Here is a 15,135-nt window from a genome sequence, read left to right on the forward strand (position 1 = left end):
TATAGTTCGGTTAGGTTGTCCATGTAAGAAGTCCTTGTTGTGAAGTTTGTCTTGGTAAACTTACTTTAGCAACTTCGGACTTCTTTTTTTATTTTTTTTTTGAGCCCTTATCCCGAACTGGGGTTATTTATAATCTCGCTTATAAAATCTTGAAAAAAACCGATAGCGGCGAAGGGCGCGTGGCTTTGGCTTCAATGAGCCTAAGTAAATAGCAAACATCGTTAATAATGCGCCACTCCACTGTAAAGTGTTAATCGGCTTGTCCAGCCAGCTATAGTCAATGACAAGGGCTGCAATAGGTTCAGTCAATAATAGCAGTCCAGTCAGTGCCAGAGATAGTTTAGGAATAGAGTAGGCAATCAAGCCCCATGCCAAGCATTGCATCACTGTACCATAGATAAGTACCCAGCCAATCTCAGACCATGTATTGGGCAGAATATTACCTGTGTCAAATACAAACATCGGTACAATCATGGCTAAGACGCCGCCGATACTGATTAGCTGCATTAACATAAATATAGGCGTCGGTTCCGTATCGTGCGTTTTGCGGATAAAGGTCATCGAAGCCGCTAGCATGGTACCAGATACAATCCCAGTGACAAAGCCCCAAGTCGCAGCGGTATTGTGTGCGAATTCAGGGCTACCTATCATTGCCACGCCTATCATGGCTAAAAACAAACTAATAAGCTGTACGATAGACTGACGCTCATTGAAATACATAAACCCAATCGCGGCCAAGAAAAATATTTGCAGACTATTAAGCAGCGTCGAAATACCAGGCCCAACCGCATAAATACTCTCATGCCACAGCGCCAAATCTAATCCTAAAAACGCCCCTGATAGTAGCGCATAAAAAATGGCGCGTCTTGATTTGGGCATTCGTTGGCCCATTATCTTAGCCAATACCGCAAATACAATACCAGAAACAGCCAATCGCCAAAACGACATGGCCCAACCACCAATATCGACGTGAGCGACAATTAAGCTGCCCAATCCAAAAATGATACAACCAATGACTAAGCCAATAGGAGCAGATCGCGTTGAAGCAATAGCCATAATTTGTCCTTATAACAGTATTTGAATAACAGCATTCTTATTATCATTGCATCATGTCAGAACTTATGTTGACATAGAGCCATATTGTCGTGGTTTTAAGTGCAAAATGAAATGGCAAAACCATAATTTATTACGGTGAATACAGATACTATCGCTGTAAGGAAAATTATTGGGCACGTTAGACGCAAATAAATAACCAAAGCATCTGATATAGCTACGTTTTTCACAATAGACTTATGACAATTGGGTAATGGTATTTGTATCAAAATATTTGTATCAGAGCGTCGATTCATAAGAGTATAAAAGAGCATAATGTATACAAGTGATATATTTGTAGGGAGGATATGTGTGGAGCACTTTAAGCGACATTAACGCGGCAACACATGTATAGTAGATTGACGATATAATGTACTTAACGTCTGATTTGTTATACCAAACAATCTATATTATTTGTCTAGGTTTATTTATGCTTCAACGATTGCTATCAAAAAAACAGCCACATACATTGTCTGGCTTGCTACCAAAAATATCGCAATACAGTGTCGTCGTGACGATGCTATCTAGCGCATTGTTTTTGATGCCTAGCGCACATGCCGCCAGCTGTAAAAGCCCAAAAAGTTATTACAAAAACGTCTCCTGCACGGCTAGTAGCAGTTACTTTTTGGCGATCAAAGATTTTGGTGCGCCAGTGGCTTTAATCGATAAAAAAGGCAAACGAGTCGTTGATTTATCGCGTTATCAAAAAGTCGATGCCGATAAACTGTCAGGTGGACTGTTGCCTGTACTGCGTAACAGTCGCGTCGGTTATCTCAATATGCAGGGCCGCGAAGTCGTGCCTGCCATGTACGATATATTGACAGAGAGTCAAGGTTGGGCGCGGCCTGTATCGGATGGGCGTATCGTGGTAAAAAAAGAGGGTAACTATGGTGTGATTAACACAGCCAATAGTACCGTTGTCTCATTTTCTGCAGCGATTGATGATATCGATAATTATCGTAATGGAGTAGCGCGTGTACGTAAAGGTCGTGCAACCAGTTGGGTGGATAAAAACGGCAATGCGGCGAGTGATCCGAATGCCCAGAATAACACTCAGGCAGTGAATAAACCTACTTCTTCTAACGAAAAATCTAGCACAGCATTACAGTCTGCACCGGCGCGTTTTACGACACTTCAATCGCGTCAGCAAGATGGTAAATGGGGTTTCGTCGATGACAATAATGTCACGATGATTACGTACTCATTTGATGAAGTGCGTCCGTTTTCTGAGGAATATGCTGGCGTGTGTATCGGTGAAGAGTGGGGCTTTGTCAATTTAGGCGGTGAGCTGGTGATTCCTTTTCGCTTTGCTAATAGTGGTGTGAACGCTAACGATAGCTATCAGGGCAAACCATCCTTTGTATTTACAGGTGGTAAGGCGTGGATTGGTAACCTAAAGAATGGGAATAAAATGTGTATAGATAAGGAAGGGGCTGGTGTCGCTTGTGATTGATGCAATTACTAGGGCGTGTCCTCGTTTTAAGAGTGGTGATAAAAATGAGATAAATCGCAGTCAAACAAGGAAAATAGCGCAGATAATATCGAGATATTAACCAGCTATTTGACGCTGTTTGGCAAGATTTAGCCATTTTTAACCCATTTAGATAACTATCGATTGAATTGAGGACACGCCCTAGGATTAAATAGGCAATAAAAAAGAGTGTAAAACCTATGAGTTTTCGATAGGTTTTACACTCTTTTTTTAACACTAATGCTTTTAGCTCACTTAGATGACTATCGATTGAATCGAAGACAAGGCTTAGTCTTCTACAGCTAGTTGCTCGATAAGTGATTACTGATTAAGTCAACCATATAAGGCTGATAATACTCTGGAATATCGTGTGCCATGCCTTCGATGAGATGGAACGTAGCATTAGGGATGGTCTTGGCAACGACTCGGCCCTGTGAGGCAGGCAGGAGTCCGTCAGCGCTACCATGTAATACAATCGTTGGTGCTTTGACTTGCTTACTAAACCGACTGATAGAGCCTGATGCCAAGATAGCATTGAGCTGCTGTACTGTACCAAGCGGGTGAAAATTGCGCTGATAGCGAATCTTGGCGATTTCACGGACCATACGCACATTCACATGACCTGGTGTACCAACGGTCTTCATAAACCAAACGCTATGACGCACGATATCACGCTCAGAGTGGCTCTCTGGACGATTGATAAGGGTATATAGCTGTTTAGGCTTGGGCGGCTTCAAAAACGCACGATTAGTCGTGGTGAACATAAGCGCCATTCGCTGCACTAAGCTTGGATAACGTGCCGCCACGATTTGTGCAATCATACCGCCCATTGAAGCCCCAATCAGATGTGTCTTACCGAGCTTGAGTGCTTTAATTAGACGTGCGGTGTCTTCAGCCATGTCCGTCAAGTTATAAGCAACCTGCGTGCTTTTGTTAGACAGCCCTGTCTGTAGACGTACCATCATTTTGAGCTGGCTAATACGCGGCAAGCCTTCTATCTGTACTTTAGAAGACAAGCCGATATCACGATTATCAAAACGAATCACAAAAAAACCAGCATCGATAAAGCGCTTAATAAAATTGTCTGGCCAAAATATCATTTGTGAGCCTAGCCCCATGATCATCAGCAGTGGTGGATTATTGGGATTACCGCCAGCTTCGACACACAACTCAATACCATCACCGATGTCAATCATTGCTTGACGAAGGTGCTTACTCAAGTCAGAGTCGCGCCATTGATGCTCCCCAAACTTGCGCCACTCAGGAGTAGGGTAGTTATTCAGATGATCTTCTAGATTGTTATCTAGCGTTTCAGGCAATTTGGCACTATTGATGTCATTTGATTTTGTCATGAAGTGTCCTAATTAGAGGGTCATCTACTACAGCTCAAGCATCTCAAAATCAAGCTTGCCGACACCGCACTCAGGGCAAGTCCAGTCATCAGGGATGTCTTCCCACTTAGTACCAGGTGCGATACCTTCTTCTGGGCAGCCAAGCGCCTCATCATATATCCAGCCGCAGACAATACATTCATAACGTTTCATAAATAGTCCTATCGATCATTACCAGTATTACAGTTACAGCGTGCTATAAACGCTCATTTTTAATATTACAGCTATTATATTAGACTGCAAAAACGCACGTAGTTTAGCATATAACCGCAATTTTCATAGTTAAGTTTACACTTGTATATTGAGATGACTTTTCTTTTATCAAGTCAATCACATACGTTACCTTATTAGCGCTTAATAACGAGACTGGACGCCAGCCCGCCATACGAAAACCAATTATGCTATAATAATCGCCGCTAAATTCACAGTAATGCTTAGCATTTATCGCTGATATATCATCCAGTTGTTGTCTTATCTAAACTAACTAAACCATCTAAATACATAAGCTAAGGGTCATCATGAGTACCAATGCCGCCGCCACATCCGCCACCAACAATGAGACGTCTCATATGCTCAATACTGACCATCCGTTTTGGCAGATTATTCGCACAGTACCAGACTTTCCAAAAGCTGGCATTGATTTTTATGACATTACCCCATTACTGCGCAGTCATATTGACGCTGTTATCGATGCGCTACTTGCTGCATTGCCAGAAGGGCTTATGGACGAGGTAGATTGTCTGGGTGCGGTAGAAGCGCGCGGTTTTGTATTTGCCAGTATGCTAGCAGGTCGTCTGGGCAAAGGCATGATCTTACTACGTAAACCAGGTAAGCTGCCGCCACCGGTTGCCAACAAAGCCTATGCACTGGAATATGGTAAAGACACGCTTGAGATGCAAAACAATCTACCGCCTGAGCGCGTACTATTGGTCGATGATATCTTGGCGACTGGTGGTACGTTGACTACCGCTTACGAGCTGTGTCAATCGGCTGACCATACTGTGGTCGGTGCGTTAGTGTTACTGGACTTGGTCGACTTGCATGGCGAGTTCCCAGTACCTGTCTATACGGTACTCAAAGCTTAAAATGAATGGCAGTTTCTTTGACTACTAGACAGGTTGTATTGTTGATATAGTTAAACGATTCTCCAAATAAAAAGCGCCCTGATACTATGTCAGGGCGCTTTTTCGATACTGTATTGATGTTTTTTAGTATTGTGTTAAATAGGCTGTATTTATTGCTCTTCGTCTTGTTCGTAGTCCTTACAAGACTGCTCTATCACCGTACGACCGACTGTCTTTGGGGTGGTGACTTTAAAATCTTTTGTGGTCAATATTGGTTTTTCTGACTGCCATGACTTGGTTACTTTGCCTTCAGCATCGTAGTTAACAAAGGCTCGTCTATAGTAACTGGCGTCTTTACATGAAATGAGTAGTTGCTGCTCACTATGGTCAATATTGCTTTTTTCTTCCTTCGAGTCATCTTTATCGGCATCTGTGTCTTTAGGATAGGTTCTAAGGATAGATACCGTGATATTTTCGACGTCTTTTTCATCTATGATACTGATGTCAGAGCTTTCAATAGAATCCAAATCTATACTAAAAATTGATCCAGAGCCGCTCTCGGACACCTTTACCCAGTTGACTGCCTGGGCACTGATCGCTAAAGCACTGCCTGCCAATAATATTGATAGCCGTTTCATATAAGCCTTGCTTCTTGTCATTTGAAGTAGGTAATGATAGCCAACTTACTATTAGTAGGCAAATATCTTTTGTGCCAGCTCAGTATCCGTCGTGCTTTGTCGTGTGGCTATTATTGTCCGCGAATAGCTGCCAATGTCTTGGCTAGCTCGTCACGCGCCCCGATAAAGCCGTCAATTCCCTTAGGTAATAAGTCCTGTGTAACCTTGTCTTGCTGATACGCAGCACTAAACTCTTCATGCGTTAAGCTTACTTGAGTCATCGCTTTCATATCCATCGACATGCTTGGAGACAGTTGGCGAGTTACCTCGGTATCCATGACTGCCAATTCATCAATGAGGTTGGGAGCTATCGTCAACAAGTCACAACCTGCCAATGCCAAAATTTGCTCGGTAGAGCGGAAACTAGCGCCCATCACTTGTGTCTCGTAACCGTGCTGTTTGTAATACTGATAAATGAGCTTGACTGACTGTACGCCCATGTCATCAGAAGCCGGTACGTTTTGACGGCTTTGTTGGCGTTTTTGCCAATCTAGAATACGGCCAACGAAAGGTGATATCAGGGTCACGCCAGCATCTGCACAGGCAATCGCTTGGTGTTGTCCAAATAGTAAGGTCAGGTTGCAGTGGATATTTTGAGTCTCAAGATAGCGTGCTGCCTCGATACCTTGCCAAGTTGCCGCCATTTTGATCAATACTCGCTCTGAATCGACGCCCGCTTTTTGGTAAGCATCCATAAAGGCCAGTGCCTTATCTATCGTCGCTTGAGTATCATAAGATAAGCGAGCGTCCACTTCGGTAGAGACTCGGCCTTCGATCAGCTCTAAAATATCGCAGCCAACCTGAATGGTCAGCGCATCGATCACGGCATCCACGTCACCATTGTGACGGCTCATGGTCTCTGACAACATGCCTTGGTTGTCAGGATGAATCAGAGCCTTGGTAATAAGGCTTGGGTTGGTGGTTGCATCGATAGGTTTTAAACGGGCAATAGCGGCAAGGTCACCAGTATCAGCAACAATCGTGGTCATAGTGCGTAGCTGTTGTAATGCGCTCATCAGGTATCCTTTTTTTTATTAATCATATGATGCTCCTCTTATATATAACAGGGTAGGGAGCTGAACTGGAACTGTAACACAGTTTTGGGCAGGTGTTGCCTCATAGTTATGCTATGCGTCACTGTTATCTGGCTCAACTGTGCTAATATTAATAACAGTTGGTATATTTATACGCATTTACGCATGGGCACTGACCTTAGTTTTTGCTATAGTAGAGCCGGCTATGTATCAAGCTGCTGTATTTGGCAGTAAATATAGCATTAACGCCAAATGGCACTAGCAATATAAGGTGTTTTTGATAGACTGTTTTGAGGTTGATTTTGAACATAGTTTCTATCATCAGCCTTTAACTAAAAACAGCAAACAGTCAGATTTGGCAATAGAGCTACCTAAGTTATAGCAATGTAATAGCAATATTTAAATAATAGTAATATCTAACAGCGATAAAATCTAAAAAGGATGGGCGGTAATGAGCGAGCAGTCACCAGAGCAAACAATGGATAATCTAAATCAAACCACTACAGGCGCTAGCGATACCGCAACTGAAAAAGAGTTTTTAGACAATATTCGCCAAAATATTGACGCAGTAGACTGTGAGATCCAAACGTTAATCAACAACCGTGCAAAGTTGGCTCAGCAAGTAGCCATGGTAAAGAAAAATCATACCGCTGCTGATGACAATAGCAATCCTATCTTTTACCGCCCTGAACGTGAAGCACAGGTACTAAAAGCTGTCATGGAGCGTAATGCAGGTCCCATTGCTGATGAAAAAATGGCGCGCTTGTTTCGTGAAATCATGTCAGTATGCTTGGATTTAGAAGCGCCGCAGCGTATTTCCTTCTTGGGCCCTGTCGGCACCTTTACGCATGCCGCTGCGCTCAAGCACTTTGGTAAAGCCGCTGATACTGTGCCAATGACAACCATTACTGATGTGTTCCGCGAAGTCGAAGCGGGTACAGCGATGTATGGCGTGGTCCCTGTTGAAAACTCTTCAGAAGGCGTCGTCAACCATACTCTAGATGGTTTCTTATCTTCTACTTTGAAAATCATTGGCGAAGTTGAACTGCCAATTCATCAAAACTTCTTAGTTGCTGAGCATACTAAGATTGATGGCTTGAGCCGTATTTATTCACACCAGCAGTCGCTTGCTCAGTGCCGTCATTGGCTAGATGTAAACTTCCCTAATGTCGAACGTGTGGCAGTATCAAGCAATGGTGAAGCTGCTCGCCGCCTTAAAAACGAATGGCATTCAGCTGCGATTGCAGGTGATGTCGCTGTTGCAGAGTATGGCTTACATAAGCTCTACTCAAATATTGAAGACAATCCAAGTAACACCACACGCTTCCTTATTATCGGTCATGAGGCGATTGCGCCATCTGGTCAAGACAAAACTTCTATCGTCGTCTCCGCTCACGATAAAGCAGGCGCACTGATCGAAATCTTGAAACCTTTGTCATATCATGGCGTATCGATGACCAGTATTGAGACGCGTCCTGAGCGTCCTAACAAGTGGGCATACGTATTCTTTATCGATATGAATGGTCATGTTAATGATCCAAACGTTAGCGCTGCCATCAATGATATTCGTCCATTGGTCAAAGATTTGCGCATATTGGGCTCATATCCAAAAGCTGTCCTATAGGCGACTACCTATAGATAACTATAGGCTTATTCACTGGTATTCATACATAATAGATGGGTCTTAGCTTTTGCAGATAGTATTCAAAAAAAGCATTTATAGATACCATCTAAGGATAAACCATGCAGACTACTCAATTGACCGCGTCAGATCTATCGCCGTTAACGCCAGCTTACGACAGTATTTTGGCATTGGCACCTTATCAAACCGGTAAGCCAATTGAGGAGCTGACACGTGAGTATGGTGTCTCAGATGTGGTCAAGCTGGCTAGCAATGAGAATCCAATGGGATGCTCCCCACGAGTGACGCTAGCAGTGACCGAGCAGCTAGGGCAGTTGTCACGTTATCCTGATGGCAATGGTTACTATCTAAAGCAAGCGCTGGCTGACTTTAACGATGTCAATGCCAATCAAATTACCTTAGGTAATGGCTCTGATGATTTGCTCGATATTTTAGCACGCAGCTTTGTGGGTGCTGATGATGCCATCGTCTATAGCCAGTATGCTTTTGTGGTTTATCCTATGCTAGCGAAGATGCAAGGTGCCACGGGCATTGAAGTGCCTGCTCAGCGCTTTGGCCACAACCTAAAAGCCATGAGCCAAGCGGTACAAGATAATCCGAATACCAAAATCGTTTTTATTGCCAATCCGAATAATCCAACGGGTACGCAGCTAGAGCAAAAAGAGCTGCGCCAGTTCGTTGCCAGTGTGCCAAGCTCAGTCTTGGTGGTACTAGATGAAGCTTATATCGAGTATAGTCCTGAGAGTAACAACCGCGCACTATTAAATGAGTTCGATAATGTCATTATTGTGCGTACTTTTTCTAAAGCTTATGGGCTGGCAGGTTTACGCGTCGGTTATGCTCTAAGCTCGGTGGCAGTGGCGAATTTACTAAACCGAATTCGTCAGCCATTTAACGTCAGCCGTGTTGGTTTAGCTGCCGCTGCTGCTGCACTTGCCGATCAAGACTTTATCGAAAAAACTCGTCTGATAAACGATGAGCAAATGCGTTGGTTAGAAAAGCAGTTTGACGCGCTAGGGCTGGGTTTTGTGAAGTCGCATGCCAATTTTATTATGGTCGAAGTGCAGGTTGAGATGGAAGATATAACTGCTGCCTCTATCCATCAGGCACTACTTGAACAAGGCGTTATTGTCCGTCCGTTGGATGCTTACGGATTGCCTAACTGGCTACGTATCACAGTAGGTGTGGCTGAAGACAATCTGCGTTTGATTGATACTCTGCGTTCTATTTTGACTGAAGACTAAGCGCATCTATAAGTGCTTTGTAATTTAAAAATTGTTCTTAATTAGCCATTAAAATTTATAACACTAAGACTGGCTCTATCTATGTCTTAGTGTGTCCAACGAGAAAAGCCGTGAGTAGTCAGAAAAATAATAAACTTCAATCGTCTCTAAATACTACGCCGCCTATATTCAAACAAGTTTGTGTGATTGGGCTTGGGCTGATTGGTGCCAGTTTTGCGCAAGCTATTAAAGACAATGGCTTAAGCGCGCGTCTGGTAGCAGTCGATAGACATGCACCAAGTATCACAGAAGCCATCGAGCATGGTCTGCTAGATGCAGGTAGTGCAAACTTACAAGACGTCATCGCTGGCAGTGATTTAATCATTATTGCAGTGCCAGTACAGGCAGTTCAAGCAGTGTTCGTTGATATCAAACAAGCGATAGATAACGGACAGCTTGCCAGTGATTGCATCATGACGGATGTCTGTAGCACTAAGGTCAATATCATTGATGCCGCTAAAGCAATGTTCGGCTCGCTGCCGACAGGATTGGTGCCAGCGCATCCAATTGCTGGGGCTGAAAATTCAGGGTATCATGCGCGCCGCGCCAGTTTATTTGTCAATCATAGCGTCATTATTTGCGAGCTACCGACAACCAGTGCAACTGCTATTGCAAAGTTGCGACTATTGTGGGAATCAGTAGGCGCAAATGTCATGTCAATGGATGCTGAGCACCATGACCGCATATTAGCGCACACCAGCCATTTGCCACATTTACTTGCCTTTAATTTGGTTGAGCAATTGGCAAGCCATGATGACAATTTAGATATGTTTCGTTATGCCGCTGGTGGATTCCGCGATTTCACGCGTATCGCTGCCAGTGACCCTAAAATGTGGCATGATATATTTTTTGCCAACCAAAGCGCGATTGTCAGCGCCCTTGATGAGTATGGTGTCTATTTACAGACGATGCGCCAGCTTATCATTGATCAAGATTCAACTGCCCTGATGGGACTTTTGGGCCGCGCGCAAGCCGCACGGCGACATTTCGGCCATATGTTAGCCAGCACCCCTTATACGGATACTTCTGCTATGTCAGCTTCTTATAATATTACCCCTAGCAATACTGTTTCTGGCACCATCGCGATTCCTGGTGATAAATCTATCTCGCATCGCAGCATTATGCTCGGCAGTCTTGCCACAGGCGTGACAAATGTGACTGGGTTTTTGGAAGGGGAAGATGCGCTAGCAACGCTACAAGCATTCCGTGACATGGGTGTGACTATCGAAGGCCCTGATAATGGCAATTTGACCATTCATGGTGTTGGTATGAATGGTTTAAAACCTAGCAAAACACCACTGTATATGGGTAACTCTGGTACCAGTATGCGCCTGCTATCTGGTATTTTGGCAGCACAATCATTTGATAGCGTACTGACAGGTGATACTAGCTTGAATAAACGCCCGATGGAGCGCGTGGCGGCACCGTTACGGTCTATGGGTGCCGTTATCCAAAGCACTGGTCATAGTGGTACTGCGCCGCTGAGTATCACTGGTCGTGATACAGCTGGTAAGCCATTACAAGGTGCTGAGTATGATATGCCAGTTGCTTCAGCTCAGGTAAAGTCTTGTTTGCTACTAGCAGGTCTATGGGCCGAGGGTACGACAACGGTCACACAGCCTGAGATCAGCCGTGACCATACTGAGCGTATGCTATCGGCCTTTGGTTATCCGGTAACCGTAGAAGGCAATCGTATCAGTGTCACTGGCGGCGGCACACTAACAGGCGGCGATATCGCGGTTCCTGCTGATATCTCATCTGCAGCGTTTTTTATGGTGGCAGCAGCCATCAGTCAAGACAGCGAGCTGACCTTAACCCAAGTAGGTATCAACCCTACGCGTACTGGCGTCATTGATATTCTAAAATTAATGAATGCAGATATTAGCCTAAGCAATGAAACACATGTGGGCGGCGAGCCAGTTGCTGATATTACGATTCGCAGCTCAAACCTAGTCGGTATTGAAATACCAGAGCATCTCGTACCACTGGCGATTGATGAATTCCCTGTGCTATTTATCGCAGCCAGCTGTGCCCAAGGTCGTACGGTATTGACTGGTGCCAAGGAGCTGCGTGTCAAAGAGTCAGATCGTATCGCTGTGATGGCAGAAGGATTACATACGCTTGGTATTGATTGTACTGTAACTGATGATGGTCTGATTATCGAAGGCAAAGGCGCCGCTACTGAAAGCGGTGAAGTCAACAATGACCAACCTGTCTTTGGTGGCGGTCATATTGTCTCGCATCATGATCACCGTATTGCAATGAGCTTCTCTGTTGCCAGTCTGCGTGCATCCCAGCAAATTACCATTGAAGGGGTTGAAACGGTTAATACCAGTTTCCCAGGATTTGCTGAACTTGCCAACCAAATCGGTATGTCTATCCAAGTGGATACTGGTGCTGAGTAAGTCGCTAAGCTACCGTTAACTCTTAAAGATTTAATCTAACATCGTTAGCAATGTACTCATGTCACTATTGGCATGAGTACATTGCTTTTTACCTTATAATCTCACTGTAGTAACCCTGCACTCTCACGATTCGATTGACAATAATAATTAGAATTAGGTGAGAGTGCGCTTTGCTCTAAAAAGTTGTCCTATATTATGACTACCCAAAATGTCATCAAAAAACCCGTTGCCCCAATCACCACAACCAGACGCGGCATTATTACTGCGCTTATCGCGTTCTTTATTTGGGGTGGATTTCCGTTATACTTCAAGCAGCTATCTGATTATGATGCAACGGAGATCATAGGTCACCGTATCACTTGGACGTTTTGTTGCCTATTGATTGTGTTAGTGGCTACCAAACGCTGGGGATGGATAGAAACGCTCAAGCAAAACCCAAGATGGATCGCGCTATCACTGGTCTCTGGGTTAATTATCGCAACCAACTGGCTGACCTATGTATGGGCGGTTAATCAAGACCGTATCCTTGAGGCCAGTTTGGGTTACTTTATCGGGCCATTGGTAGGTGTTGCGCTATCGATGATTTTATTCAAAGAGCGTTTGCGTCCTTTACAGTGGGTCGCTATTGGATTTGCACTGTTGTCTGTCATCATTCAAGTGGTGATGCTTGGTAGTCTGCCGTGGATATCATTGATTTTGGCATTTAGTTTTAGTACTTACGGGACGATTCAACGACAAACGCCATTGACTGCTGTCGATGCCATGTTTGTCGAGACTGCAATGCTAGTACCGTTATGTCTTTGGTGGTTTTGGCAGTCTGATGTGGCAAGCCACCAACTGAGCTTTTGGTTTAGCTCAAACATTTGGCTACTGATGATCGCAGGTCCGATTACGCTAATACCACTTTTATTATTCAATAAATCTACCAAGCTCGTTGCATACAGTATTCTGAGCTTCATGAATTATCTGACGCCGACCTTCATTTTCTTTTTGGCGGTGTTCTATTATAAAGAACCGTTCGATTCACAACGTTTGGCAGTATTTGGTCTGATTTGGTTAGGTCTGCTATTATTTAGCATCGATCTGTGGCGCCATCGTCCAAGTAAAGTGTTAAAAGCGGCGCGCCTACGTGAAGAAGCGCTAAAATCGGTTAAGTAAATATTAATAATACGGAAAAAATTAGCAAACAAGGATGAAAGCATGTTTCATACTCAGTCTGATGTTGTATTTATAAAAGGTCTAAAAGTTGAGGCAGTAATTGGTGTTTATGATTGGGAGCGTGCTATCACTCAGCCATTACTCATTGATATCGTGCTTGAAACGGATATTAGCCGTGCGACTGTGTCAGATGATGTCAGCGATGCGCTGAGCTATAAAGAAGTCTGCGATGATGTGAGCGAGTGGTGCAAAGAGATTCAAGCAAAGCTGCTTGAGCATTTGGCTGGTCAGATCTCTGATAAGGTATTCGCAAAATATGACTGTCAAAAAATAACGTTGAGCATTGCTAAGCCTACCGCTATTGCCCAAGCTGATGCGGTAGGGGTGCAAATAACGCGCTATGCGCCAGCATCAACTAACGAGCTAACTACTAAAGAAGCTGCCAAAGAAGTTAACGTCAGCCAAGCTGATGATGCATAAAACGTCAGTGGATTTGAATTTGGAAATGCTAACACAATGCGCACCTGAGACTGTGCAAGCACAGCCTGTAGTAGAGGTAGTGTTAGCGCTAGGTAGTAATTATCAAGCCGACAAGTATCTCCCGCTTGCTCGGCAGCGCTTGGCAGCGCTAGGTGCAGTGCAATTGTCTACGGCCTTCCAAAATCCTGATTTTACCGCGACTTTAGACCAGCCAAAACCTGACTATACCAATCAATGTGTCCATCTAGTACTGACCACACCGATGCGCCTACAACAACTACAGAAAACCTTCAAAACTCTTGAAGGCGATTGTAATAGATGCCGACAAACTGAGCCTAACCAAATAAGGCGTGTGACGATAGACATTGATATCTTGCTCATCAAATTATCAAAAGAAAATAATAGCCTAAGCAAGAAATTAGTATCTAAACCAATGTCTGATTGGATAATAATGGCAGATCGTTATCCATTTAAAGCTCATGAGGAAGCAGGGGTTGAAGAATTGATTTTAACCAAGCTCTAATTTTTCTAATGAGTAGCCATATCTTAACTGCTATTATATCTTTTCACCTAAAACTATCGCTATTCAGCATTCACTCTGCCTCAGCGCATCAGTTTCCTAGACAAAAATCTAATAAAAACTATGCGATTATCTAAGCAATTGTTAGTATAAGTGACGATGTAATCCTCAAGATACTACTACCTATGCAAAAACCAATGAACCTTTCGAAGAAAAAAATAATCAAGAGTTTAGTAGCAATAATCATTATATCTACTTTATCTGCCTGCGATAACACGCCTTCCGAGCACCTTAAAACCCTTACCGAAGATAAATACCCTGTGGTAAAGAACGTTGGTCTATTACATTTAAATATAGCTAGTTTTAAACTAACCCCAGTTATTGATGAAACCTAAAAATTATAAGAAGAGAAGGATGAAAAGTTATAGTAAAAAAATCCGCGGTATCTATCTCGGACATCAAAAACTTATCATCATAACTTTATTATGCGGATACTTTATTTTTGAGGTCTGGGGTGTGCGCTATATCGCTGAAAGAAAAGCAGAAAAACCAAATAATATAAAGGAAGGGTGTTTGTATCTACGAAGTAGTTATACCGACACAAGTAAAATGAAGATATTAAGATTGACCATAGATGGTCATAAAGTTGAGAGTCATAGAACGTTTTCAGGAAATATGCCTTATGGATATAAGTGGAATGGTCAACAGAGGGACGAGTTTTATCAATATCTTGAATACAATAAAGAGAAGTGCCACCCCATTCAGTATGTCAATATCAATTTATTAATTACTAGGGCGTGTCTTCAATTCATCTTACAATGAACGATAGTACACGCCAGATAAAGCATTGACTTAAAATTACGCGCTAACTTCTCATAGCGAGTAGCGATACTACGAAAATGCTTAAGCCTTGCAAAC

The 15,135-nt window shown here is 43.4% G+C and carries 13 protein-coding genes and 1 pseudogene; 8 read left to right on the plus strand and 6 right to left on the minus strand.

Annotation, left to right across the window (positions count from 1 at the left end):
- Positions 1-123: 123 nt before the first annotated feature.
- A complete protein-coding gene (locus tag JMX07_RS12825; protein WP_201608311.1) occupies positions 124-1,056 on the minus strand; it encodes a DMT family transporter in 933 nt (310 codons plus the stop codon).
- A gap of 466 nt (positions 1,057-1,522) precedes the next feature.
- Between JMX07_RS12825 and JMX07_RS12830 the strand changes: the two genes are divergently transcribed.
- Positions 1,523-2,545 (plus strand): WG repeat-containing protein, encoded by a 1,023-nt coding sequence (locus JMX07_RS12830; RefSeq protein WP_201608313.1) that lies wholly within the window; start codon positions 1,523-1,525, stop codon positions 2,543-2,545.
- A 320-nt stretch (positions 2,546-2,865) separates the two neighbouring features.
- On the opposite strand, the gene JMX07_RS12835 is transcribed toward JMX07_RS12830, so the two are convergent.
- Entirely contained in the window at positions 2,866-3,915 is a 1,050-nt protein-coding gene (locus JMX07_RS12835; RefSeq protein ID WP_101204454.1) for an alpha/beta fold hydrolase, read from the minus strand.
- 27 nt (positions 3,916-3,942) lie between these two features.
- Positions 3,943-4,107 (minus strand): rubredoxin, encoded by a 165-nt coding sequence (locus JMX07_RS12840; protein ID WP_057759803.1) that lies wholly within the window; start codon positions 4,105-4,107, stop codon positions 3,943-3,945.
- Positions 4,108-4,472: 365 nt separating this feature from the next.
- Between JMX07_RS12840 and JMX07_RS12845 the strand changes: the two genes are divergently transcribed.
- The gene (locus JMX07_RS12845; protein WP_101204455.1) at positions 4,473-5,039 is read left to right on the plus strand and encodes an adenine phosphoribosyltransferase; all 567 of its coding nucleotides are present in this window, start codon (positions 4,473-4,475) and stop codon (positions 5,037-5,039) included.
- A 149-nt stretch (positions 5,040-5,188) separates the two neighbouring features.
- Here the strand turns inward: JMX07_RS12845 and JMX07_RS12850 are convergent, their stop codons facing one another.
- Together JMX07_RS12850 and JMX07_RS12855 are read right to left on the minus strand one after the other, a co-directional pair.
- Positions 5,189-5,656 (minus strand): hypothetical protein, encoded by a 468-nt coding sequence (locus tag JMX07_RS12850; protein ID WP_201608315.1) that lies wholly within the window; start codon positions 5,654-5,656, stop codon positions 5,189-5,191.
- Positions 5,657-5,766: 110 nt separating this feature from the next.
- Positions 5,767-6,711 carry a transaldolase gene (locus tag JMX07_RS12855; protein ID WP_201608318.1) on the minus strand — a complete coding sequence of 315 codons (945 nt, stop codon included), beginning with the start codon at positions 6,709-6,711 and terminating at the stop codon, positions 5,767-5,769.
- Between the two features lie 469 nt (positions 6,712-7,180).
- On the opposite strand from JMX07_RS12855, the gene pheA reads away from it, so the two are divergent.
- From pheA to JMX07_RS12885, 6 genes are all read left to right on the plus strand, one after another.
- Positions 7,181-8,353, plus strand: coding sequence for a prephenate dehydratase (gene pheA, locus JMX07_RS12860; protein WP_101204458.1), 1,173 nt, complete (start codon positions 7,181-7,183; stop codon positions 8,351-8,353).
- Between the two features lie 119 nt (positions 8,354-8,472).
- On the plus strand, positions 8,473-9,615 hold the full coding sequence (gene hisC / locus JMX07_RS12865) for a histidinol-phosphate transaminase (RefSeq protein ID WP_101204459.1): 1,143 nt from the start codon (positions 8,473-8,475) through the stop codon (positions 9,613-9,615).
- Between the two features lie 110 nt (positions 9,616-9,725).
- Entirely contained in the window at positions 9,726-12,059 is a 2,334-nt protein-coding gene (locus JMX07_RS12870) for a bifunctional prephenate dehydrogenase/3-phosphoshikimate 1-carboxyvinyltransferase (protein ID WP_201608320.1), read from the plus strand.
- Between the two features lie 195 nt (positions 12,060-12,254).
- Positions 12,255-13,217: an EamA family transporter RarD gene (gene rarD, locus JMX07_RS12875; protein WP_101204461.1), complete on the plus strand. Its 963-nt coding sequence runs from the start codon at positions 12,255-12,257 to the stop codon at positions 13,215-13,217.
- Between the two features lie 42 nt (positions 13,218-13,259).
- Positions 13,260-13,697 (plus strand): dihydroneopterin aldolase, encoded by a 438-nt coding sequence (gene folB / locus JMX07_RS12880; RefSeq protein ID WP_101204462.1) that lies wholly within the window; start codon positions 13,260-13,262, stop codon positions 13,695-13,697.
- A 25-nt stretch (positions 13,698-13,722) separates the two neighbouring features.
- The gene (locus JMX07_RS12885; protein WP_227684843.1) at positions 13,723-14,220 is read left to right on the plus strand and encodes a 2-amino-4-hydroxy-6-hydroxymethyldihydropteridine diphosphokinase; all 498 of its coding nucleotides are present in this window, start codon (positions 13,723-13,725) and stop codon (positions 14,218-14,220) included.
- 800 nt (positions 14,221-15,020) lie between these two features.
- Here the strand turns inward: JMX07_RS12885 and JMX07_RS12890 are convergent.
- Positions 15,021-15,135: pseudogene (locus JMX07_RS12890) on the minus strand (IS5/IS1182 family transposase); the annotation flags it as partial.

It is taken from the genome of Psychrobacter immobilis (assembly GCF_904846235.1).
GTDB classification, from domain to species: domain Bacteria; phylum Pseudomonadota; class Gammaproteobacteria; order Pseudomonadales; family Moraxellaceae; genus Psychrobacter; species Psychrobacter immobilis_C.